This window comes from Pseudomonas izuensis, from assembly GCF_002356535.2.
GTDB classification, from domain to species: domain Bacteria; phylum Pseudomonadota; class Gammaproteobacteria; order Pseudomonadales; family Pseudomonadaceae; genus Aquipseudomonas; species Aquipseudomonas izuensis.
The window spans coordinates 3518098-3540465 of the sequence record NZ_AP017423.2 but is presented as its reverse complement, the minus strand read 5'-3'; the positions used below and the strand labels follow the sequence as shown (position 1 = coordinate 3540465).

16 protein-coding genes are annotated in these 22368 nt (G+C 60.9%); 10 read left to right on the top strand and 6 right to left on the bottom strand.

The window, feature by feature from the left end; all coding sequences use genetic code 11:
• Positions 1-3: 3 nt before the first annotated feature.
• Positions 4-795: a hypothetical protein gene (locus LAB08_RS15635; RefSeq protein WP_096511128.1), complete on the bottom strand. Its 792-nt coding sequence runs from the start codon at positions 793-795 to the stop codon at positions 4-6.
• Positions 796-1177: 382 nt separating this feature from the next.
• Positions 1178-1603 (bottom strand): YciI family protein, encoded by a 426-nt coding sequence (locus LAB08_RS15630; RefSeq protein WP_096511130.1) that lies wholly within the window; start codon positions 1601-1603, stop codon positions 1178-1180.
• 246 nt (positions 1604-1849) lie between these two features.
• Here LAB08_RS15630 and LAB08_RS15625 point away from each other — a divergent pair, with 246 nt between their 5' ends.
• From LAB08_RS15625 to LAB08_RS15590, 8 genes are all read left to right on the top strand, one after another.
• Positions 1850-2293, top strand: coding sequence for an SRPBCC family protein (locus LAB08_RS15625; protein ID WP_096511132.1), 444 nt, complete (start codon positions 1850-1852; stop codon positions 2291-2293).
• A gap of 210 nt (positions 2294-2503) precedes the next feature.
• Positions 2504-3004 (top strand): thiol peroxidase, encoded by a 501-nt coding sequence (gene tpx, locus LAB08_RS15620; protein WP_096511134.1) that lies wholly within the window; start codon positions 2504-2506, stop codon positions 3002-3004.
• A 178-nt stretch (positions 3005-3182) separates the two neighbouring features.
• A complete protein-coding gene (locus LAB08_RS15615) occupies positions 3183-4499 on the top strand; it encodes an MdtA/MuxA family multidrug efflux RND transporter periplasmic adaptor subunit (RefSeq protein WP_096511136.1) in 1317 nt (438 codons plus the stop codon).
• A complete protein-coding gene (locus LAB08_RS15610; RefSeq protein WP_096511137.1) occupies positions 4496-7591 on the top strand; it encodes an MdtB/MuxB family multidrug efflux RND transporter permease subunit in 3096 nt (1031 codons plus the stop codon). Before LAB08_RS15615 ends, LAB08_RS15610 begins: the two co-directional genes overlap by 4 nt.
• 136 nt (positions 7592-7727) lie before the next feature.
• Complete coding sequence (locus tag LAB08_RS15605) at positions 7728-10835, top strand: efflux RND transporter permease subunit (protein WP_096511139.1); 3108 nt, start codon at positions 7728-7730, stop codon at positions 10833-10835.
• Positions 10832-12322, top strand: coding sequence for an efflux transporter outer membrane subunit (locus LAB08_RS15600; RefSeq protein WP_096511141.1), 1491 nt, complete (start codon positions 10832-10834; stop codon positions 12320-12322). The genes LAB08_RS15605 and LAB08_RS15600 overlap by 4 nt, the downstream gene beginning before the upstream one ends.
• A gap of 269 nt (positions 12323-12591) precedes the next feature.
• A complete protein-coding gene (locus LAB08_RS15595; RefSeq protein ID WP_096511143.1) occupies positions 12592-14673 on the top strand; it encodes a putative bifunctional diguanylate cyclase/phosphodiesterase in 2082 nt (693 codons plus the stop codon).
• A gap of 220 nt (positions 14674-14893) precedes the next feature.
• Positions 14894-15640: an SDR family oxidoreductase gene (locus LAB08_RS15590; protein WP_096511145.1), complete on the top strand. Its 747-nt coding sequence runs from the start codon at positions 14894-14896 to the stop codon at positions 15638-15640.
• Positions 15641-15763: 123 nt separating this feature from the next.
• Here the strand turns inward: LAB08_RS15590 and mapR are convergent, their stop codons facing one another.
• The 3 genes from mapR to LAB08_RS15575 form a co-directional block, all read right to left on the bottom strand.
• Entirely contained in the window at positions 15764-17173 is a 1410-nt protein-coding gene (mapR, locus tag LAB08_RS15585) for a GntR family transcriptional regulator MpaR (RefSeq protein WP_096511147.1), read from the bottom strand.
• A 132-nt stretch (positions 17174-17305) separates the two neighbouring features.
• Complete coding sequence (ccoG, locus tag LAB08_RS15580) at positions 17306-18721, bottom strand: cytochrome c oxidase accessory protein CcoG (protein ID WP_096511149.1); 1416 nt, start codon at positions 18719-18721, stop codon at positions 17306-17308.
• Between the two features lie 195 nt (positions 18722-18916).
• The gene (locus LAB08_RS15575) at positions 18917-19150 is read right to left on the bottom strand and encodes a DUF3203 family protein (protein ID WP_096511151.1); all 234 of its coding nucleotides are present in this window, start codon (positions 19148-19150) and stop codon (positions 18917-18919) included.
• A 119-nt stretch (positions 19151-19269) separates the two neighbouring features.
• On the opposite strand from LAB08_RS15575, the gene LAB08_RS15570 reads away from it, so the two are divergent.
• On the top strand, positions 19270-19773 hold the full coding sequence (locus LAB08_RS15570; protein WP_096511153.1) for an MgtC/SapB family protein: 504 nt from the start codon (positions 19270-19272) through the stop codon (positions 19771-19773).
• Between the two features lie 128 nt (positions 19774-19901).
• On the opposite strand, the gene LAB08_RS15565 is transcribed toward LAB08_RS15570, so the two are convergent.
• Positions 19902-20066, bottom strand: a complete 165-nt coding sequence (locus tag LAB08_RS15565) for a hypothetical protein (RefSeq protein ID WP_172901600.1) — start codon at positions 20064-20066, stop codon at positions 19902-19904.
• Between the two features lie 206 nt (positions 20067-20272).
• On the opposite strand from LAB08_RS15565, the gene LAB08_RS15560 reads away from it, so the two are divergent.
• Entirely contained in the window at positions 20273-22267 is a 1995-nt protein-coding gene (locus tag LAB08_RS15560; RefSeq protein ID WP_096511155.1) for an alpha-1,4-glucan--maltose-1-phosphate maltosyltransferase, read from the top strand.
• Positions 22268-22368 lie beyond the last annotated feature (101 nt).

The window sequence follows — 22368 nt, the reverse complement described above, 5'->3', positions numbered from 1 at the left end:
TCCTTATTTTCCAAAGGTGACGTTGAGGCCAGCGAACAGCGTGAATTTCGGCAAGCCTTTGCCTTTGTGGTCGACAGTCCATTGCGGTTCGATAAAGGCATTGAGGATATTAGGCCCGTCTTTCCAGACTTTGCCGCCACCCAAACCGAGTGGGATGTAGTGGGTGTCGTTTTTCAGGTCATAGGTCCAGGTGCCGGTTGATCGCACGTACCAGCCGTGTTCCAGGTTTTGAATGATGAAAGGTTGCAACGTTGCGGTTTCGACCTGTTCGCGGTCGCTGTCGCCGGCGAACGAACGCTGGTATTGCACCAATGCGCCCAGCAGGCCGCGAGGCGAGGCGTCTATGGCCACGGCGGCGAATCCGGCCTGCCACTTGCCCGTGCCGAGTTCGTCCTTGTCGGCAAACGGCACAGTGATCTGTGGGCCGATGCCCAACTGCACGCCGTCGGTCTTGAGCAGGAAAATATCGAACAGGTTCAGATCACCTTCACCGGTGCTGTAGCCGCCGTCCGGATCGGGACGCGTGCTGATCGGCGCGGTGGCGCGCAGCAACTGCGGCACACCGATGAAGTCATTGGGCGCAATCGGCAGCGTGCCGCGCACAAACAGGTCATTGGAATGGATATTGGAGTCTTGATACTTCGGGGTGTAGTAATCCTGCAGGTTCATCCCCGGATCGAGATTCAGCGGGTTGTTGCTCTTGTTGGCGGTCTCGGCGTTGTCCGCACAGGCACTGATGAATGGTGCGAATGAAGTCGCCAGAAGACAGGCGTGCATCCCCATTTTGTTCAACATGATTCCCCGATTCCCTGGTGGCTCATTTTGGACAACTCGGCACTTGGCGGCCGTTAAGACGTAATCTCTTTGCTTTCAAGGCTGTAGGACACGTCTCTTGAAGCTAGCAGCTAAATCCGGGTTAGCCAGCCGAGGGGATTGATTCTTTATTTTTGAGTACTAGAAGGTTAATGCGTACACAGCAGGCTGAGCGGGTGTGTTTAAAGACGCATTCGCGGGCAAGCCTCGCTCCTACAGACGCTGATCACCTGTAGGAGCGAGGCTTGCCCGCGAACAACGATGGCGCGGTATTCCTGAAGAAACTTCGGTGACTAAGGCGGATCAAGCTTATCCACCCATAGGCGAGTTTCAGCAGGGTGTGGTTGTCGATATCGGGAAATACTCAACACTTTTTACCCTGCCCAAACGCCCGCTCTTCCTGCTCCCGCAATTCCGGTGTGAGCTCCGCGCCAAAGTCCGACAACTCGAACACCTGGCGAATCTCGATCTCCGGCTCAGTGCCTGGCATCGGGTTCGGGCAGCGCTTGACCCATTCGATGGCTTCTTCCTTCGACTTCACCTGCCACAACCAATAACCGGCGATCAGTTCCTTGGTTTCGGCGAAGGGGCCGTCGATCACCGTGCGTTTGTCGCCGGAGAAGCGCACACGGGCGCCTTTGCTGCTGGGTTGCAGGCCTTCGCCGGCGAGGAGGATGCCGGCCTTGGCCAGTTCTTCGTTGTAGTTGCCCATGGCGGTCAGCAGATCGGTGCTGGGCATGATGCCGGCTTCGGAGTCCTGGCTGGCTTTGATGATGATCATGAAGCGCATGGTGTTTTCTCCATTGGATTTGAATGACTCACTTATAGTCGAATGATCAACAGCTGAATCGACAATGCTGTTACAGAAAGTCGTAACAAATTACGTGATGCTTTCTGTAGGAGCCGGCTGGCTGGCGAACGCAGCAACGCGGTCCGACTGACACACCGTCTTCGCTGCGATACGGCGGCCCGACAAGCCAGCTCCTGCATCGGGTGGTAGTCTGTGAGCCCCCTGGCCAATGGAATGCCATCATTCATGCCCGTTCTGGAACTCACCACGCTTATCCCCCATCGCACGCCCACGGAAGTCCTCGACTTCTGTCTGGAAGGCGCGAACTTCCCGAAGATCTTCCCCGAACGCATCACACCGCTGGGCGATGTCGACCTGAATGATCTGCGCATCGAAGCAGGGCGGCAGTTCCGCTTTCGGCACTGGATGTTCAACTTCATTCCTTCGAATTGGACGGTGGTGATCCGCGAGGTCGGCGATGTTCATTTCGTGGATGAAATGCTCAAGGGGCCGATGCGTGCCTTTCGTCATGAACACCGGGTGGCGGTGGGAGAGGGGGGTACGCTGTATACCGATCGGGTGACGTATTCGGCGATTGGCGGTGCATTGAGCGAGGCGGTGCTGGTGAACGGCTATATGCGACGGATTTTCGCGGCGCGGCATCTCAATATGTTGCGGTTGTTGGCTTGAACCAGACCCTGTGGGAGCGAGCCTGCTCGCGAATGCGGTTCGACATTCACCGATGACTTGCCTGGCACACCGCTTTCGCGAGCAGGCTCGCTCCCACAGGGGATCGGGGGGCTTGCAAGTTTTGTATTCGCAGTAGGTCGCCGGTCAATTTCGTGGTTAACTTCGGCCTCTTCAAGATTCTCCACAACAACGTTCAGAAGGACTCCGTTCATGGCTCAAGTGACTCTTAAAGGCAACCCGGTTCAAGTCAACGGCCAGTTGCCTCAAGCCGGTTCCAAGGCGCCAGCCTTTTCCCTGGTTGCCGGCAATCTGTCCGACGTTACCCTGAAGGACTTCGCCGGCAAGCGCAAAGTGCTGAACATCTTCCCAAGCATCGACACCCCGACCTGCGCCACTTCGGTGCGCAAGTTCAACGCCCAGGCCAATGACGTCGCCAACACCGTGGTGCTGTGCATCTCCGCTGACCTGCCGTTCGCCCAGGCTCGCTTCTGCGGTGCCGAAGGCCTGGAAAACGTCCAGAACCTGTCGACCCTGCGCGGTGCCGAGTTCATCCAGAACTACGGCGTGGCCATCGCCGACGGCCCGCTCAAAGGCCTGACCGCCCGTGCCGTGGTCGTTCTGGACGAGAACGACAAGGTGCTGCACAGCGAACTGGTCAGTGAAATCGGTCAGGAACCGAACTACGAAGCAGCACTCGCTGTCTTGAAATAAGTAAGGTTTTACAATTGTTAACGGCCTGGCCCTGTCCAGGCCGTTTTCATTTGTGTTTCAGTATCTTGGATAAATCTCCTGTTACGTAAGCCAAAGGTAAATTGCCGGTAAAGGCGCTTTGCTTAAACCCCGCCAGTGCTTATCGTTCTGTCTTATGTAAAAGAAGCCCTCGCGCCCAATGGTTGATCACTCAATGCAATCCTCCGCTTCCCGTAGTCCCCGTCGCTGGCTGTTTGGCCTGCTTGTCCTGTTGGTCATCGCTGCCCTGTGCTGGAAGTTCTGGCCCGGTGGTGCTGCGCCGAAAGAAGGCGCGCAGCCGAAAGCCGTGGCCGGGCACACTGGCAGGTCAGGCGCGATGCGTCCGGGGTTCGGCGGTGCAACGGGGCCGGTTCCGGTACGGGTAGCGCCGGCGGTCAAGGGTGATTTCCCGCTGTATTACAAGGCATTGGGCACGGTCACAGCGTTGAATACCATCAATGTGCGCAGCCGTGTCGGCGGTGAGCTGGTGAAGATCTATTTCGAAGAAGGGCAGATGGTCAAGGCTGGCGACCTGCTGGCTGAAATCGACCCGCGCCCTTACCAGAACGCCTTGCTCCAGGCCGAAGGCACCTTGCTGCAGAATCAGGCGCAGTTGAAAAACGCCCAGGTGGATGTGGAGCGATATACCGGGCTCTACAAGGAAGACAGCATCGCCAAACAGACCCTGGACACCGCCATCGCGCTGGTCGGCCAATTCCAGGGCACGGTCAAGACCAATCAGGCGGCGGTCAATGACGCCAAGCTCAATCTCGAATTCACCAAGATCCGTGCGCCAATCGCCGGACGCGTTGGCCTGCGCCAGCTCGACGTCGGCAACCTGGTCGCGGCCAACGACACCACGGCGCTGGCGATCATCACCCAGACCCAGCCGATCAGCGTGGCCTTCACCTTGCCGGAAAGCAGCCTCGACACGGTGCTCGCGCGTTATCGCAGTGGTGCCAGATTGCCTGCCGAGGCCTGGGACCGCGGTGACACCAAGCTGCAAGCCACCGGCGTACTGCAGAGCCTGGACAACCAGATCGACGTCACCACCGGCACCCTGAAGTTCAAGGCACGTTACGACAACCGTGACCAGTCGCTGTTCCCCAACCAGTTCGTCAACGTGCGCCTGCTGGCCGACACTCTCAAGGACGTGGTCCTCGCACCGTCCGCCGCGATCCAGTTCGGTACCAACGGCACGTTCGTCTATGCCCTGGACGGCGACAAGAAGGTCAAGATTCGCCAGCTGAAAATCGGCGCCAGCGATGGTACCAACACGGTGGTCACTGAAGGCCTTGCTGCCGGTGATCGCGTGGTGCTGGAAGGCACTGACCGCCTGAAGGACGGTAGCGACGTGGAGGTGGTCAACAACCCTCAGGACGTGCCGACAAACCCCGCCGGGCATCTGCAAGGCAAATCGGCGGCCAATTCCACTGAGCCGGCGCCTGCCGACAAGGCGAAAAAGGGCGGCGCATGAATCTCTCGCGGCTGTTCATCCTTCGCCCGGTAGCGACCACCTTGAGCATGCTGGCCATTATTCTGGCCGGCGTCATCGCCTATCGATTGCTGCCGGTGTCGGCATTGCCTCAGGTCGATTACCCGACCATTCGGGTCATGACCCTCTATCCCGGCGCCAGCCCGGATGTGATGACCAGCGCCGTAACCGCGCCGCTCGAGCGGCAGTTCGGGCAGATGCCCGGCCTGACCCAGATGGCTTCGACCAGTTCCGGCGGCGCCTCGGTGCTGACCCTGCGTTTCAGCCTCGACATCAACATGGATGTTGCCGAGCAGCAGGTGCAGGCCGCGATCAACGCCGCCACCAACCTGTTGCCCAAGGACCTGCCGGCGCCACCGGTGTACAACAAGGTCAACCCGGCCGATACGCCGGTGCTGACGCTGGCCATTACTTCCAAGACCATGTTGCTGCCCAAGCTCAACGATCTGGTCGATACGCGCATGGCGCAGAAAATCGCCCAGATCAGCGGCGTCGGCATGGTCAGCATTGCCGGCGGCCAGCGTCAAGCGGTGCGGATCAAGGTCAACCCTGAGGCTCTGGCGGCCAACGGCCTGAACCTGTCGGACGTGCGGACCCTGATCGGTGCTTCCAACGTCAACCAGCCCAAGGGCAACTTCGATGGCCCGACCCGGGTGTCGATGCTCGACGCAAACGATCAACTGACTTCACCCGCGGACTACGCCAACCTGATCCTGGCCTACGCCAATGGCGCACCGCTGCGGCTCAAGGATGTGGCCGAGATCGTCGATGGCGCCGAAAACGAGCGACTGGCGGCCTGGGCCAATGAAAACCAGGCGGTGCTGCTGAACATCCAGCGTCAACCGGGTGCCAACGTCATCGAAGTGGTGGACCGGATCAAGGCCTTGCTGCCGAGTATCACCGACAACCTGCCGGCCGGTCTCGACGTCGTCGTACTGACTGACCGCACCCAGACCATCCGCGCCTCGGTCAAGGACGTGCAGCATGAATTGCTGATCGCCATCGCCCTGGTGGTGATGGTGACGTTCCTGTTCCTGCGTCGGGCCAGTGCCACGATCATTCCGTCGGTGGCCGTGCCGTTGTCACTGATCGGTACCTTCGGCGTGATGTACCTCGCCGGTTTCTCGGTCAACAACCTGACCCTGATGGCCCTGACCATCGCCACCGGTTTCGTGGTGGACGATGCCATCGTGATGCTGGAGAACATTTCCCGGTTTATTGAAGAGGGCGACAGCCCGCTGAACGCAGCGCTCAAAGGCGCCAAGCAGATCGGGTTCACCCTGATCTCACTGACGTTGTCATTGATTGCGGTGCTGATCCCGCTGCTGTTCATGGCGGATGTGGTCGGGCGGTTGTTCCGCGAATTTGCCATCACCCTGGCAGTGGCGATCCTGATTTCCCTGGTGGTGTCCCTGACCCTGACGCCGATGATGTGCGCGCGGCTGCTCAAGCGCGAACCGAAGGAAGGCGAACAGGGACGTTTCTACCGCGCCAGCGGCGCGGCCATTGACTGGATGATCGCCGCCTACGGGCGCAAGTTGCAGTGGGTACTCAAGCACCAGCCGCTGACCTTGATGGTGGCCATTGGCACTTTGGCGCTGACGGTATTCCTGTACATGGTGGTGCCCAAGGGCTTCTTCCCGGTGCAGGACACCGGCGTTATCCAGGGCATTTCCGAGGCCCCGCAGTCGATTTCCTTCGCCGCCATGAGCGAGCGCCAGCAAGAACTCGCCAAGGTGATTCTGGCCGACCCCGCCGTCGAAAGCCTGTCCTCCTACATTGGCGTGGATGGCGACAACTCGACCCTCAACAGCGGTCGGTTGCTGATCAACCTCAAGTCGCACCACGACCGCGACCTGAGCGCAACGCAAGTGATTGCCCGCCTGCAACCGGAACTGGACAAGCTGGTGGGCATCCGCCTGTTCATGCAGCCGGTACAGGACCTGACCATCGAAGACCGGGTCAGCCGCACGCAGTACCAGTTCAGCATGTCGTCGCCGGATTCGGAGCTGTTGAGCCTGTGGAGCGGGCGTCTGGTCGAAGCCCTGGCGGACCGCCCGGAACTGACCGACGTTGCCAGCGACTTGCAGGACAAGGGCTTGCAGGTCTATCTGGTGATCGACCGCGATGCCGCATCCCGGGTCGGGGTGTCGGTGTCGAACATCACCGATGCGCTGTATGACGCCTTTGGCCAGCGGCAGATCTCCACCATCTACACCCAGGCCAGCCAGTACCGCGTGGTGCTGCAATCACAGTCCGGCGAGAAGATCGGCCCGCAGGCGCTGGACCAGATACACGTCAAGACCACCGATGGCGGTCAGGTGCGCCTGTCCAGCCTGGCGCATATCGAAGAACGCCAGGCGCAACTGGCGATCACCCATATCGGCCAGTTCCCGGCGGTGATGATGTCGTTCAACCTGGCGCCCGGCGTGGCGCTGGGGCATGCGGTGCAGATCATCGAACAGGTGCAGAAGGACATCGGCATGCCGATTGGCGTGCAGACCCAGTTCCAGGGGGCGGCGCAGGCCTTCCAGGCCTCGCTGTCGAGCACCTTGCTGCTGATTCTGGCGGCGGTGGTGACCATGTACATCGTGCTGGGCGTGCTGTACGAGAGCTACATTCACCCGATCACCATTCTATCCACCTTGCCCTCGGCGGCGGTCGGCGCCTTGCTGGCACTGATTCTCAGCGGCAATGACCTGGGGATGATTGCCATCATCGGCATCATCCTGCTGATCGGCATCGTGAAGAAGAACGCGATCATGATGATCGACTTCGCCCTCGACGCTGAGCGCAATCAGGGCATGGACCCGCAAACGGCGATTTATCAGGCCGCTTTGCTGCGCTTCCGACCGATCCTGATGACCACCCTGGCTGCGTTGTTTGGTGCGGTGCCGCTGATGCTCGCCACTGGTTCCGGGGCGGAACTGCGCCAGCCGCTGGGTCTGGTGATGGTCGGCGGCTTGCTGGTCAGCCAGATCCTGACGTTGTTCACCACCCCGGTGATTTACCTGTACTTCGACCGTCTCGGTCGCCGTTTCGGCAAGTCCAAAGCCGAAGAGGTGGCGGTGTGAAAGTGTTGAACCGTAGACACTGTGGGAGCGAGCCTGCTCGCGATTGCGGTGGATCAGCCTCCATCCATGTCGGATGTGCAGGCCTCATCGCGAGCAGGCTCGCTCCTACAGGGATTGGTGCAGGGAGGGAGGGGCGATGAACCTTTCCGGTCCTTTCATCAAACGACCGGTGGCAACCATGCTACTGAGCCTGGCGATCATGCTGCTCGGTGGCGTGAGCTTCGGCCTGCTGCCGGTGTCGCCGCTGCCGCAAATGGACTTCCCGGTGATCGTGGTCCAGGCCAGTCTGCCCGGAGCGAGTCCCGAAGTGATGGCCTCCACGGTGGCGACACCGCTGGAGCGTTCATTCGGCGCCATCGCCGGGGTCAACACCATGAGCAGTCGCTCCAGCCAGGGCTCGACCCGGGTGATTCTGCAGTTTGACCTGGACCGCGACATCAATGGCGCGGCGCGGGAAGTGCAGGCGGCGATCAATGCCTCGCGCAACCTGCTGCCCAGCGGGATGCGCAGCATGCCGACCTACAAGAAGGTCAACCCGTCCCAGGCGCCGATCATGGTGCTGTCGCTGACCTCGGATGTGCTGGAAAAAGGCCAGCTCTATGACCTGGCCTCGACCATCCTGTCCCAGAGCCTGTCGCAAGTGCAGGGCGTGGGTGAAGTGCAGATCGGCGGTAGCTCATTGCCGGCAGTGCGCATCGAGCTCGAACCCCAGGCGCTCAACCAGTACGGCGTGGCGCTGGACGATGTGCGCAATACCATTGCCAATGCCAACGTGCGCCGGCCCAAGGGTTCGGTGGAAGATGGCCAGCGGCTGTGGCAGGTGCAAGCCAACGATCAACTGGAAAAGGCCAAGGATTACGAGTCGCTGATCATTCACTACGCGGATGGCGCAGCCCTGCGCCTGAAGGACGTGGCCAAGGTCAGCGATGGCGTCGAGGACCGTTACAACAGCGGCTTTTTCAACGACGATTCGGCGGTGCTGCTGGTGATCAACCGGCAGGCGGGCGCCAACATCATCGAGACGGTCAACGAGATCAAGGCGCAGTTGCCGGCGTTGCAGGCGGTGCTGCCGGCCAGCGTCAAACTGAACTTGGCCATGGACCGTTCGCCGGTGATCAAGGCGACGTTGCACGAAGCGGAAATGACCTTGTTGATCGCCGTGGCCCTGGTGATCCTGGTGGTGTTCCTGTTCCTCGGTAATTTCCGCGCCTCGTTGATCCCGACCCTGGCGGTGCCCGTGTCGCTGGTGGGCACCTTTGCGGTGATGTACCTCTACGGTTTTTCGCTGAACAACCTGTCGCTGATGGCGTTGATCCTCGCCACCGGGCTGGTGGTGGATGACGCCATCGTGGTGCTGGAGAACATCTCGCGGCACATCGACGAAGGTATCAAGCCGATGAAGGCGGCCTATCTCGGTGCCCAGGAGGTGGGTTTCACCTTGCTGTCGATGAACGTGTCGCTGGTGGCGGTGTTCCTGTCGATCCTGTTTATGGGCGGGATCATCGAGAGCCTGTTCCGCGAGTTTTCCATCACCCTGGCGGCGGCCATTGTGGTGTCGCTGGTGGTCTCGCTGACACTGACCCCGATGCTCTGCGCCCGCTGGCTCAAGCCGCATACGCCAGGCCAGGAAAACCGCCTGCAACGCTGGAGTCAGCGCGCCAACGAGTGGATGGTCGGAAAATATGCGACCAGCCTCGACTGGGTGCTGCGCCATCGACGACTGACCTTGCTGAGCCTGATCGTGACTGTCGGCGTCAACATTGCGCTGTATGTCGTTGTTCCTAAGACATTTTTACCTCAGCAGGATACCGGGCAACTGATCGGCTTCGTGCGCGGCGACGACGGCCTGTCGTTCAGCGTGATGCAACCGAAAATGGAAACCTTTCGCCGTGCCGTGCTCAAGGATGACGCCGTGGAAAGCGTTGCCGGCTTCATCGGTGGCACCAACGGCACCAATAACGCTTTCATGCTGGTGCGTCTCAAGCCGATCAAGGAACGCAATATTTCCGCGCAAAAGGTCATCGAACGCCTGCGCAAGGAAATGCCCAAGGTCGCGGGCGCGCAGCTGATGCTGATGGCGGATCAGGACCTGCAATTCGGTGGTGGTCGCGAACAGACCACGTCGCAGTATTCCTACATCCTGCAAAGCGCCGATCTTGGCGAGCTGCGAGAGTGGTATCCGAAAGTCGTCGCTGCACTGAAGGCCTTGCCGGAGTTGACGGCCATTGATGCCCGTGAAGGCCGCGGCGCCCAACAAGTCACGTTGATTGTCGATCGTGACCAGGCCAAGCGCCTGGGGGTGGACATGAGCATGGTCACGGCGGTGCTGAACAATGCTTACAGCCAGCGGCAGATTTCGACCATTTACGACAGCCTCAACCAGTATCAGGTGGTGATGGAGGTCAATCCGAAATACGCTCAGGACCCGATCACCCTCAAGCAGGTTCAGGTGATTACTGCCGCAGGTGCACGGATTCCACTGTCGACCATCGCTCATTACGAAAACAGCCTGGAAGACGACCGGGTCAGCCACGAAGGCCAGTTCGCCTCCGAAAGTATCTCCTTCGACATGGCCGAAGGCGTCACGGTGGAGCAGGGCACGGCGGCCATCGAGCGGGCGATTGCCAGACTCGGGATGCCGGAAGACGTCATCGTGAAAATGGCCGGCACCGCCGATGCCTTCGCCGCGACCCAGAAAAGCCAGCCATGGATGATCCTGGGGGCATTGGTGGCGGTCTATCTGGTGCTCGGTGTGCTGTATGAAAGCTACATTCATCCGCTGACCATTCTCTCGACCTTGCCGTCGGCGGGGGTCGGCGCGTTGCTGTCGATTTATGCCCTGGGTGGCGAGTTCAGCCTGATTTCGTTGCTCGGGCTGTTCCTGCTGATCGGCGTGGTGAAGAAGAACGCCATCCTGATGATCGACCTGGCCTTGCAGCTTGAGCGCCAGCAAGGCATGGCACCGCTGGAATCTATCCGCAACGCCTGCCTGCAACGGTTGCGGCCGATCCTGATGACCACCCTGGCGGCGATCCTCGGTGCCTTGCCGCTGCTGCTGAGCCGCGCCGAAGGGGCGGAAATGCGCCAGCCGCTGGGCCTGACCATCATTGGCGGGCTGATCTTCAGCCAGGTGCTGACCCTCTACACCACCCCGGTGGTTTACCTCTATCTCGACAAACTGCGCCATCGCTTCAACCACTGGCGTGGGGTGCGTACCGATGCTGCTCTGGAAACTCCGCTATGACTGACCGTTCGCTGTTCAACCTGGCTACACCGCTGGCCGCATCGTTGATTAAGGCCCGAGGCTCGCGGTTGCTGAGCCTGTCGCTGTGCGCGGCGATGCTCAGTGCCTGCGCCATCGGCCCGGATTATCAGCGTCCGCAAACCGCGGAGCCGGCGCAGTACAAGGAAGCGGCCGGCTGGCGCCAGGCCAATCCGAGCGATTCCCTGGCCCGCGGTGCCTGGTGGGAGCTGTATGGCGACCGGCAACTCAATGGCCTGATCGAAAAGCTCAATAGCGCTAACCAGACGGTTGCCCAGACCGAGGCGCAATACCGCCAGGCCCAGGCCCTGGTCAAAAGTGCCCGGGGCGCGTTTTTCCCGACGGTGGACCTGACCGCCGGGAAAACCCGTTCCGGCAAGGGCACCGGCAGCAGCAGTTCAAGCCTGAGCAGTTCTTCGAGCGGCATCCGCAACACCTACACGGCGCAGGCCGGCGTGAGTTGGGAGGCTGATGTCTGGGGCAAATTGCGCCGTGGCCTCGAAGCCGACACGGCCAATGCCGAGGCCAGCTACGCCGATCTGGCGGCGATACGTCTGAGCCAGCAGTCGGAACTGGTGCAGAACTACCTGCAATTGCGGGTCATCGATGAGCAGAAGCGGTTGCTGGAAGCGACTGTCGAGGCCTACCAGCGTTCGCTGAAAATGACCGAAAACCAGTACCGCGCCGGCGTTTCCGGCAAGGATGCCGTGGCTCAGGCGCAGACTCAGCTCAAGAGCACCGAGGCGGACCTGGTCGATCTGATCTGGCAACGGGCCCAGTTCGAAAACGCCATCGCCGTGCTGATCGGTCTGGCGCCGGCCGAGTTCAAGCTGGCTGAAACCGACGAAATTCCGCCCCTGCCGGAGGTGCCGCTGAGCCTGCCTTCGCAACTGCTGGAACGGCGACCGGACATTGCCTCGGCGGAGCGTTCGGTGATCGCCGCCAATGCCAACATCGGCGTGGCCAAGGCCGCCTATTATCCGGACCTGACCCTGAGTCTGAACGGCGGTTACAGCAGCAGTACGTCGAAGGACCTGTTCAGCTTGCCCAACCGCTTCTGGTCGGTGGGCCCGCAACTGGCCATGACCGTGTTCGACGGCGGGCAGCGCTCGGCGGAGGTTGATCGCAGCGAAGCGGCCTATGACGAAACCGTCGCCAAATACCGCCAGACCGTGCTCGACGGTTTCCGTGAAGTGGAAAACTTTCTGGTGCAGCTCAAGGTGCTGGAGAACGAAGCCGTCGTGAGGCAACAGGCGCTGGATGCGGCCCGTGAATCGTTGCGCCTGACCCAGAACCAGTACAAGGCCGGGGTGATTGCCTATCTGGATGTGGTGGTGGTTCAAGCGGCGGCATTGAACAACGAGCGCAGTGCGCTGGATCTGTTGCAGAGCCGTTTGATCGCCAGCGTGCAGTTGATTGCGGCGCTGGGTGGCGGGTGGGATGGGCACCTCGAACACGAAAGCGACTGACCCCGACCCCGTAGGAGCAAAGCTTGCTCGCGATAGCGGTATAACAGTCAGCATCAATGTTGAATGTCAGTCCGTCATCGCGAGCAAGCTTTGCTCCCACAGGAGTTAGGTGCCGCGATAGAGCGTCTACGGTCAATCAAACAAGCGTTTCATCGGCCTGATGGCTAAATGATTACTTTTTCAGTGCGTTCAATGGCGGAATCAGTACAATCGCCCGATTTGCCCCACCGAGAAAGAAAGCAGTACGGGGGGCGGTGGCGAGACGTCTTATGCTCATCGGTAGTTATTCCCCCACGCTGGTAATTATCTCGCTGTGTGTAGCGATACTCGCTTCATACACTGCGCTCGACCTGACCGGGCGCATTGCCACCGCCAAGGGGCGTGCCGTGCATCTATGGACGGCGGGCGGTGCTTTCGCCATGGGCGTCGGCGTATGGTCGATGCATTTTATCGGCATGCTCGCGTTCAAACTGCCGATCGACCTTGGCTACGACGTCTCCCTTACGTTGCTGTCGCTGTTGATCGGTATCCTGTCCTGCGGCTTCGCCCTGTGGCTGGTCAGCCAGCCGCAATTGCCGGCCTTGCAGCTGGCGTTCGGGGCACTGGCCATGGGCGCGGGAATCAGCGCCATGCATTACACCGGCATGGCAGCCATGCGCATGCAACCCGGTATCGATTACGACCCCACGCTCTTCAGCGCTTCGTTGCTCATTGCGGTCGGCGCCTCCGGGGCGGCGCTATGGATCGCGTTCCATCTGCGTCAGCACACGCCCCATGTACGGCTGATCCGCGGCGGTGCGGCGGTGATCATGGGCATTGCCATCGTCGGCATGCACTACACCGGCATGGCGGCGGCACGCTTTCCCGATGGCAGTTTTTGTGGCGCGGCCAGCAACGGTCTGAACGGCAACGGCCTGGACAACCTGGTGTTGATCACCACCCTGGCCGTGCTGAGCATCGCCTTGCTGACCTCGATCCTCGATGCGCGGCTCGAAGCCCGCACCGCCAGCCTGGCCTTGTCACTGACCGAGGCTAACCGCGAATTGACCCAACTGGCCTTGCACGACACGCTGACCGGCCTGCCCAATCGCGTGCTGCTGGCCGACCGCATCGATCAGGCGATGTCCAGAGTGGACGCCGAGGGTGGTTGTTTTGCGTTGATGTTCATCGATCTGGATGGCTTCAAGCCGGTCAATGATGCGTTCGGGCACCACATGGGCGATCAGCTGTTGCGTGAAGTCAGCCTGCGTCTGCGCGAGGAACTGCGCAGCCAGGACACCCTGGCGCGTATCGGCGGCGATGAGTTCGTGCTGCTGGTGCAACTGAGCGAGCAGAATGACGCGATGAACCTGGCGGCGCGGCAGGTCGGGTTGATTGCGCGTTCGTTCCGCGTCGCCGAACACGATTTGCAAATCTCCGCCAGTGTCGGCATTGCGCTCTACCCTGGAAACGGCCAGACCGCCCATGAACTGCTGATGAACGCCGACGCCGCGATGTATCACGCCAAAGGCGGAGGCAAGAACGGCTACAGCTTCTTCGATGCCTCGATGAACGGTAACGCACGCAAGCAGCTGCAATTGCTGCAAGACCTGCGCAACGCCGTTGAACAACAGCAGTTCAGCCTGTATTACCAGCCCAAGTTCGACGCCAACAACGGTCAACCCGTCGGCGCCGAAGCCTTGTTGCGCTGGGAGCACCCGACCCAGGGCATGCTGCTGCCGGACAAGTTCATTGAGCTGGCGGAGAAGTCCGGGCTGATCATTCCGATCGGCGACTGGGTGCTCAACGAAGCCTGCCGGCAGATGCGTGAATGGTACGTGTTGGGCTACACCGACTGGCGGATCGCGGTGAACCTTTCGGCGTTGCAGTTCTGCCATGTCGGTCTGGTGCAGAGCGTCGCCAAGGCGCTGGCCACGCACAAGCTGCCGGCCAACAGCCTGACCCTGGAAATCACCGAGACCACCGCCATGAGCGATGCCGATGCCAGTATGACGGTCCTGCAGGAACTGTCGGAAATGGGCGTCGACCTGTCCATCGATGACTTCGGTACCGGCTATTCGAGCCTGATGTACCTCAAGCGCCTGCCGGCCAACGAACTGAAAATCGACCGTGGCTTCGTGCGTGACCTGGAACGTGACAGCGATGATGCCGCCATCGTTTCCGCCATTGTTGCCCTGGGCCAGGCGCTGGGCCTGCGGATCGTCGCTGAAGGTGTGGAAACCGATGTCCAGCAGGACTTCCTGACCCAGCTCGGTTGCAACTCGTTGCAGGGCTACCTGCTCGGGCATCCCTTGCCGGCTGACCGTTTCATGGTGGAAATTCACCGTTCGGAGCAGTTGGCGCTCGCCTGATCGGTGGCGAGGGAGCTTGCTCCCGTTGGGCCGTGAGGCGGCCCTCCTGCAGTTGTTCACTGAGTTGAACTGACGCCTGCTGCGCAGCCGAACGGGAGCAAGCTCCCTCGCCACAGGTAATTGCCTTAGCTACAGGGGCCGATCACGGCATCATGCAAAAACCAAAAAGCCCGGTTATTCTTCCCCCCGACCGCTTACGCTTGAAACGGGGAAAGCCTGCATGGAAAAAGTCATCGTCATCACCGGCGGCAGTCGCGGCATCGGTGCCGCCACAGCCCTGTTGGCCGCAGAACTTGGTTATCGGATCTGCATCAACTACCAGTCTGATGAAGAGGCGGCGCAACGGGTGCTGGAGCAAGTCCGTGCCCTGGGTGCGCAAGCCATTGCGGTGCGCGCCGATGTCAGCATCGAAGACGAGGTGATCGCGCTGTTCAACCGGGTGGACACCGAACTGGGCCGGGTCACGGCGCTGGTGAACAACGCCGGCACCGTGGGGCACAAGTCCCGGGTCGACGAAATGTCCGAATTCCGCATTCTGAAAATCCTCAAGACCAACGTGCTGGCGCCGGTACTCTGCGCCAAGCACGCGATCCTGCGCATGTCGCCCAAGCACGGCGGGCAGGGTGGCAGCATCGTCAACGTTTCCTCGGTCGCCGCGCGCCTGGGTTCGCCCAATGAGTATGTCGACTACGCCGCCTCCAAGGGCGCGCTCGACACCTTCACCATTGGCTTGTCCAAGGAAGTGGCGGGCGAGGGGATTCGTGTCAATGCGGTGCGTCCGGGTTACATCTACACCGACTTCCATGCGCTGAGCGGCGATCCGGATCGGGTCAGCAAGCTGGAATCGGCAATCCCCATGGCCCGTGGCGGGCGACCGGATGAAGTGGCCGAGGCGATTGTGTGGTTGTTGTCGGACAAGGCGTCCTATGCGACCGGGACTTTTGTTGATCTCGGGGGCGGGCGGTAGGACTCCAGGTTTGCATGGCTGCATCTGGCCTATTCGCGAGCAGGCTCGCTCCCACAGTTGACCGCTTGCCCCTGTGGGAGCGAGCCTGCTCGCGATAGCGATCTATCAAGCGACAAAGAACCCTCAGAACGACCGCACAATCCGCCCCAACGTCTCCATTGCCTTTTCCGCCGCTTCGTCCCATGGGCTGCCGTAATTCAACCGGATGCAATTCCTGAAGCGTCGGGTCGGCGAGAAAATCGGCCCGGGTGCGATGCTGATGCCTTGCGCCAGTGCCATCTGGAACAACTTCAACGAATCCATCTGCGCCGGGAGCTCCAGCCACAGGAAGTAACCGCCGGCCGGTTGGCTGACGCGGGTGTCCGCCGGGAAATAACGGGCGATGGCCGACAGCATGGCACTTTGCTGTTCTTCCAGGGCATAGCGCAGCTTGCGCAGGTGCCGATCATAGCCGCCGTGTTGCAGGTAATCGGCGATGGCGGCCTGGGCCGGCATGGACGCGCACAGCGACGTCATAAGCTTCAAACGTTCGATTTTCTGCGCATAGCGCCCGGCGGCAACCCAGCCGACGCGGTAGCCAGGGGCCAGGCTCTTGGCGAAAGAGCCGCAGTGCATCACCAGCCCTTCGGTATCGAATGCCTTGGCCGGCTTCGGCGCCTGTTGGCCGTAATAGAGTTCGGCGTAGACATCGTCCTCGATCAGCGGCACCTGATGACGGCGCAACAGCTCGACAAGCTCCTGCTTCTTGGCCTCGGGCATGGTCGCGCCCATGGGGTTCTGGAAACTGGTCATGCACCAGCAGGCCTTGATCGGATGGCGTTCAAGGGTTTGAGCCAGGACGCCGAGGTCGATGCCGTCACGCGGGTGCACCGGGATTTCCACGGCCTTGAGCTTCAGCCGCTCCAGAATTTGCAGGCAGGCATAGAACGCCGGGGCTTCGATGGCCACCAGGTCGCCGGGTTGGGTCACGGCTTGCAAACACAGGTTCAGCGCTTCCAGGGCGCCATTGGTGATGAGCAGTTCTTCCATTGGCAGCATGAGCCCGCCGACCATGTAGCGCAGGGCAATTTGCCGGCGCAGTTGCGGGTTGCCCGGCGACATGTCGGTGACCACCATGCGCGGGTCCATTTCGCGGCTGGCGCTGGCCAGCGAGCGCGACAGCCGTTGCAGCGGAAACAGGGTAGGGCTGGGGAACGCCGAGCCGAAGGGCACGGTGTTCGGGTCCTTGATCGAGTCGAGAACCGAGAACACCAGTTCGCTGACGTCAACCTCGGTCGATTCATTGACCTGGCTGCTGATCACCGGCTCGGAAAACGGCCGTGGCGCATGGGCGTTGACGAAGTAACCGGAGCGCGGGCGGGCGCGGATCAGGCCACGGCGCTCGAGCAGGTAATAGGCCTGGAACACCGTGGACGGGCTGACCCCGTAGGTCTGGCTGGCGTAGCGCACCGACGGCACGCGCTGGCCGGGGCCGAGGACGCCGGAGCGGATCAGTTCAGCGATGTCGTCGGCGAATTTTTCGTAGCGTTTCATCTTTGGTCCGGATTGATTTCATTCTGGAAGACCGAGTTGCCTTCATTCGCGAGCAGGCTCGCTCCCACAAGGGCAGCGCATTTCCTGTGGGAGCGAGCCTGCTCGCGAATGGCAGCACCGCAGTCTAAGGGATCAACGATTCATCGGCGCAACAAACCGGCTCTTCGCGACGCTGAAAACGCCCGGCTCATCGCTGTCGACGATCTTGAAACTGATGCCCTGCGAGCTACTGGCCGGCCGATCCGTGGTCATCGCCACTGACACCGGCACGTCGACAATCTCGCCCGGCGCCAGGCTCAACTCGGTCCTGCCTTGCAACTGGAAGCCGTCGCCGTCGACCAGGGTCAGGCGGTAGTCCTGGCGTTGCTGGGTTTTGTTGATGACCTTCAAGCTGTAGATGTTTTCGATCTGCCCCTGGCTGTTCTCGCGGAACAGGCCACGGTCCTTGCTCACGTCCAGCGACACCATCGGCCGCTGCATCAGCGCAACCACCAGCGCGGCGATCATTACTAGCAGCACGGCGGTGTAGCCGATCAGGCGTGGCCGCAACAGGCGCGTCTTGCCGCCCTGCAACTGGTGCTCCGAGGTGTAGCTGATCAGCCCGCGCTCGTAGCCCATCTTGTCCATGATCGAATCACAGGCGTCGATACATGCCGCACAACCGATGCATTCCATCTGCAGGCCGTCGCGGATGTCGATGCCGGTGGGGCAGACCTGCACGCACAGCTGGCAGTCGATGCAATCGCCCAGTCCGGCTTCGGCCGGTTTGACTTCGCGCTTGCGCGGGCCACGGTTTTCGCCCCGGGCTACATCGTAGGAAATGGTGAGGGTGTCTTTATCGAACATCACGCTCTGGAACCGCGCATAGGGGCACATGTGCATGCACACCGCTTCGCGCAGCCAGCCGGCATTGATGTAGGTGGCACCGGTGAAAAACAGCACCCAGAACAGACTGATGCCACTCATCTGCAAGGTCAGCAGTTCTTCGGCCAGCGGGCGGATCGGTGTGAAGTAACCGACGAAGGTCAGGCCGGTCAGCAGGCTGATCGCCAGCCACAAGGTGTGCTTGGCCGAGCGGCGCATCAGCTTGTTCAGGCCCCAGGGGGCGGCTTGCAACTTGATGCGCTGATTGCGTTCGCCTTCAGTGATTTTCTCGCACCACATGAAGATCCAGGTCCAGGAACTCTGCGGGCAGGTGTAGCCGCACCACACGCGTCCCGCGAACACAGTGATCGCGAACAGACCGAACGCGGCGATGATCAGCAATGCCGAGAGCAGGATGAAATCCTGTGGCCAGAAGGTCGCGCCAAAGATGTGGAATTTGCTTTCGGAGAGGTCCCAGAGCACCGCCTGGCGGCCGCCCCAGTTCAACCACACGGTGCCGAAGAACAACAGGAACAGGAAGCCGGCGCCGCTGATGCGCAGGGTACGAAACAGGCCGGTAAAGCTGCGGGTATGGATCAGGTTGTCGCTGGTTTTGACCTTCATCTTCTTCGGGCGTGAAGGTTCAAAGGTTTCTACGGTTCGGACGGGGATTCTCTCGCTCATGGTCTTTCGCTCATCAGCCTCCATCAGGCATGAGCACTATGAGCGCCGATCTGATTGCATAACAGACTCAGGTATTGCAATAAAAACCGGATCAGATGGCTGTTGCGGCCCGGCATGCGACAAGTTGAAGCACCTGTCGCGGCGGGACGCAAATGCCTATCTCAGGCGCTTGCGGGCGTTGTTGATCCGGATCAGTCAAATCACCGAATCACTGCTCGAGGCCTTCAAGTGCCGGCGACCGTCTACCGCGCCTGCTACGGTCAATGCGTCGGCTTCTGCTTCGGTGATGTAGATGCGCTGGCCATTGAGGTCCACCGCTGACATGGCCTTGGTCTCGTCAGTGATGATGGTCACATCGGGGCACAGGCGAATTTCCTCGCCATTTGCGGTGATAAAGAAGCATGTCTGGTTCTCGATGCGTACGGGCATGACGTGAGCCTTTTTTGCGACGGGTTAAACATTAGGGGAGCAGCACTGGCTATCGTTCTGTGCAACCGATTAATGGTCGGCGGGGTCCATCCTCCATGGCCCTTCACAAGGACAGCACCATGAACGCCTGGTGGCATGAAGTCTGGGAAACCCTGCAAGCGGAATTCGCCGACATCGGCGATGCCTCGCAACTGACCCGCATCACCGTGCGCCTGCTGATGGCGGCGGTGCTGGGCGGCATTCTCGGTTTCGAACGCGAACACCAGGGCAAGGCCGCAGGGGTTCGTACCCACATGCTGGTCGCGCTGGGCGCGGCGCTGTTTGTGCTGGTACCGCAAATGTCCGGTTCCCAGGCCGATGCCATGAGCCGGGTGGTGCAGGGCGTGATCGCCGGGATCGGTTTTCTGGGAGCCGGCACCATTCTGAAAAACCACGAGGGCGACGAAGGCCACGTCAAAGGCCTGACCACCGCCGCCGGCCTGTGGATGACCGCCGCCATCGGCGTATCCGCCGGGTTGGGCAGGGAGGCGACGGCGGTGTTCAGTACGTTTCTGGCGTTGGCGATTTTCAGCGTCATGCCAAAAATCGTAAAAATGCTCGAAAAAGACCACGACCCCTCGTAGGAGCTGGCTTGCCAGCGAAAAACTTCGGGCAACGCGGCCATTCAGACTGGGCGCGTTATCGTTGACGTCCATCGCGGGCAAGCCATGCTCCCACAGGAGCTTTCCATGGGAATGCAGGGGGGGCAGGGTCAGGGATTTACGATGACCGGCGGCATGGTCGTCGGTGGTTCTTCCCTTGGTGGTGGCTGGGTGCCGGGTGGATCCTGTTCGGGCACCGGTTGCGGGTCGGTCGGCGGGATTACGGGGCTGTCGATGTTCGGGTCGGGTGTTTCGGCCGGGAATGGATTGGTCATTGTTCAAGTCTCCAGTGGCACATGGCGTGAGTCGTGCTTAAGTTGGTTGACCCCTTTGCAAAGGATTTGATTCCGGTCAATTGGCGATGAACTTTTGCCGGCGGGTGTCGCTCGGAACCTAAGTGAGTTCATTCGGCGAGGGATCTACCGATGTGGATGACTATCAGACACAAGAGCGTCCTTGGGGCGTGAAGGAGAGATGCTCGATGACGGCTGAAAAACCGACTGAGTTGAGCTACAACCCGCACATTCCGCTGTCGCAGGCGTTGCTGCTGCCGCGCATCGTGATCGAAAACACGATGCCGACCCTTGAAGGCGGGCAGTTCGCGGTCAAGGCCGTGGTGGGCCAGGATGTGGTGGTGACCAGCAAGGTGTTTGCCGACGGTCACGACAAACTCGCGGTTCGCGTGCGCTGGCGTCCCGAGGGCGAGGAGGTCTGGCACAGCGAAGTCATGGCCGATCTGGGCAATAACGGCTGGCAAGGTGCGTTCCGCGTCGAGCAGCAGGGCCGCTATGTGTTCTGCCTCGAAGCCTGGATCGACCTGTTCGCCAGCTTTCAATACGAGCTGGAAAAGAAGCACCTGGCCGGCGTGCCCGTCAGCCTGGAGCTGCAGGAAGGTCGCCTTCAGGTTCAACAAGCCGCCGAAAGGGCGGAAGGGCAGTTGAGCGAACAACTGGCCGCGCTGCACCACGAACTGTCCAGCCTGCTGGAAACCGAGCAGGTCGCCCTGTTTTTGCACCAACGCAGCGCCGAACTGATGGCCCAGGCCGACCATCATGCTTACCTGAGCCTGAGTCCCGAATACCCGGTGGATGTCGAGCGTAAACTCGCGCAGTTCGCCAGCTGGTATGAGTTGTTTCCGCGATCGATCACCGACGATCCTGCACGGCACGGCACGTTCAATGATGTGCATTCGCGCCTGGCGATGATTCAGGACATGGGCTTCGACGTCCTGTACTTTCCGCCGATCCACCCCATTGGCCGCAGCTATCGCAAGGGCCCGAACAACTCCCTGACGGCGGGGCCGGACGATCCCGGCAGCCCCTATGCCATCGGCAGCGCCGAAGGCGGGCACGAGGCGATTCATTCGGAGCTGGGTAGCCGCGAAGACTTTCGTCGACTGGTGGCGGCGGCAGCGGATCACGGCCTGGAAATTGCTCTTGATTTTGCCATTCAGTGCTCCCAGGACCACCCCTGGTTGCAGCAGCATCCGGGCTGGTTCAACTGGCGTCCGGACGGCACGATCAAATACGCGGAAAACCCGCCGAAGAAATACCAGGACATCGTCAATGTCGACTTCTATGCGGTCGAGGCGATACCCAGCCTGTGGGTCGAATTGCGTGACATCGTCGTTGGTTGGGTGCTGGAGGGTGTGAAGCTGTTTCGCGTCGACAACCCGCACACCAAACCGCTGCCGTTCTGGCAATGGCTGATCGCCGATGTGCGGGCGCTGTACCCCGACGTGATCTTTCTCGCCGAGGCCTTCACCACGCCGGCGATGATGGCGCGGCTGGGCAAGGTCGGTTACTCCCAGAGCTACACCTACTTCACCTGGCGCAACACCAAGCACGAGTTGGCGACGTATTTCGCCGAGCTCAACGAATCGCCGTGGCGCGAGTGCTACCGACCCAACTTCTTCGTCAATACGCCGGACATCAACCCGGCCTTCCTGCATGAGTCCGGTCGCCCCGGCTTTCTCATTCGCGCGGCGCTGGCGACCATGGGCTCCGGCTTGTGGGGCATGTATTCGGGCTTCGAGCTGTGCGAGTCGGCACCGGTGCCGGGCAAGGAGGAGTACCTCAATTCGGAGAAGTACGAGATCCGCCCGCGGGACTTCACCACGCCGGGCAACATCATTGCCGAGATCGCCCAGCTCAACCGCATCCGCCGGCAGAACCCGGCCCTGCACACGCACCTGGGGCTGAAAATCTACAACGCCTGGAATGACAACATCCTGTACTTCGGCAAGCGCAGTACCGATGGCAGCAACTTCATTCTGGTGGCGATCAGCCTGGACCCGCATAACCCGCAGGAAGCGAATTTCGAATTGCCGCTGTGGGAATTGGGTCTGCCCGATGACGCCAGCACCCACGGTGAGGACCTGATGAACGGCCATCGCTGGACCTGGCACGGCAAGTACCAATTCATGCGGATCGACCCGGCGTATCAGCCGTTCGGGATTTGGCGCATTACCCCATAAGCGCAAAACCCTGTGGGAGCGAGCCTGCTCGCGAAGGGGGCAGGACAGTCAATATCAGCGGTGACTGACACTCCCTCTTCGCGAGCAGGCTCGCTCCCACA

Bases quoted from the DNA above. Each gene is read 5' to 3' on its own strand.
- LAB08_RS15610 (WP_096511137.1), top strand. From the start codon at position 4,496: ATGAATCTCTCGCGGCTGTTCATCCTTCGCCCGGTAGCGACCACCTTG.
- LAB08_RS15630 (WP_096511130.1), bottom strand. From the start codon at position 1,603: ATGCGCTTCATGATCATCATCAAAGCCAGCCAGGACTCCGAAGCCGGC.
- LAB08_RS15560 (WP_096511155.1), top strand. From the start codon at position 20,273: ATGACGGCTGAAAAACCGACTGAGTTGAGCTACAACCCGCACATTCCG.
- LAB08_RS15600 (WP_096511141.1), top strand. From the start codon at position 10,832: ATGACTGACCGTTCGCTGTTCAACCTGGCTACACCGCTGGCCGCATCG.
- LAB08_RS15615 (WP_096511136.1), top strand. From the start codon at position 3,183: ATGGTTGATCACTCAATGCAATCCTCCGCTTCCCGTAGTCCCCGTCGC.
- LAB08_RS15570 (WP_096511153.1), top strand. From the start codon at position 19,270: ATGAACGCCTGGTGGCATGAAGTCTGGGAAACCCTGCAAGCGGAATTC.
- LAB08_RS15635 (WP_096511128.1), bottom strand. From the start codon at position 795: ATGTTGAACAAAATGGGGATGCACGCCTGTCTTCTGGCGACTTCATTC.
- LAB08_RS15565 (WP_172901600.1), bottom strand. From the start codon at position 20,066: ATGACCAATCCATTCCCGGCCGAAACACCCGACCCGAACATCGACAGC.
- LAB08_RS15575 (WP_096511151.1), bottom strand. From the start codon at position 19,150: ATGCCCGTACGCATCGAGAACCAGACATGCTTCTTTATCACCGCAAAT.
- LAB08_RS15595 (WP_096511143.1), top strand. From the start codon at position 12,592: ATGCTCATCGGTAGTTATTCCCCCACGCTGGTAATTATCTCGCTGTGT.
- mapR (WP_096511147.1), bottom strand. From the start codon at position 17,173: ATGAAACGCTACGAAAAATTCGCCGACGACATCGCTGAACTGATCCGC.
- LAB08_RS15590 (WP_096511145.1), top strand. From the start codon at position 14,894: ATGGAAAAAGTCATCGTCATCACCGGCGGCAGTCGCGGCATCGGTGCC.
- LAB08_RS15625 (WP_096511132.1), top strand. From the start codon at position 1,850: ATGCCCGTTCTGGAACTCACCACGCTTATCCCCCATCGCACGCCCACG.
- LAB08_RS15605 (WP_096511139.1), top strand. From the start codon at position 7,728: ATGAACCTTTCCGGTCCTTTCATCAAACGACCGGTGGCAACCATGCTA.
- tpx (WP_096511134.1), top strand. From the start codon at position 2,504: ATGGCTCAAGTGACTCTTAAAGGCAACCCGGTTCAAGTCAACGGCCAG.
- ccoG (WP_096511149.1), bottom strand. From the start codon at position 18,721: ATGAGCGAGAGAATCCCCGTCCGAACCGTAGAAACCTTTGAACCTTCA.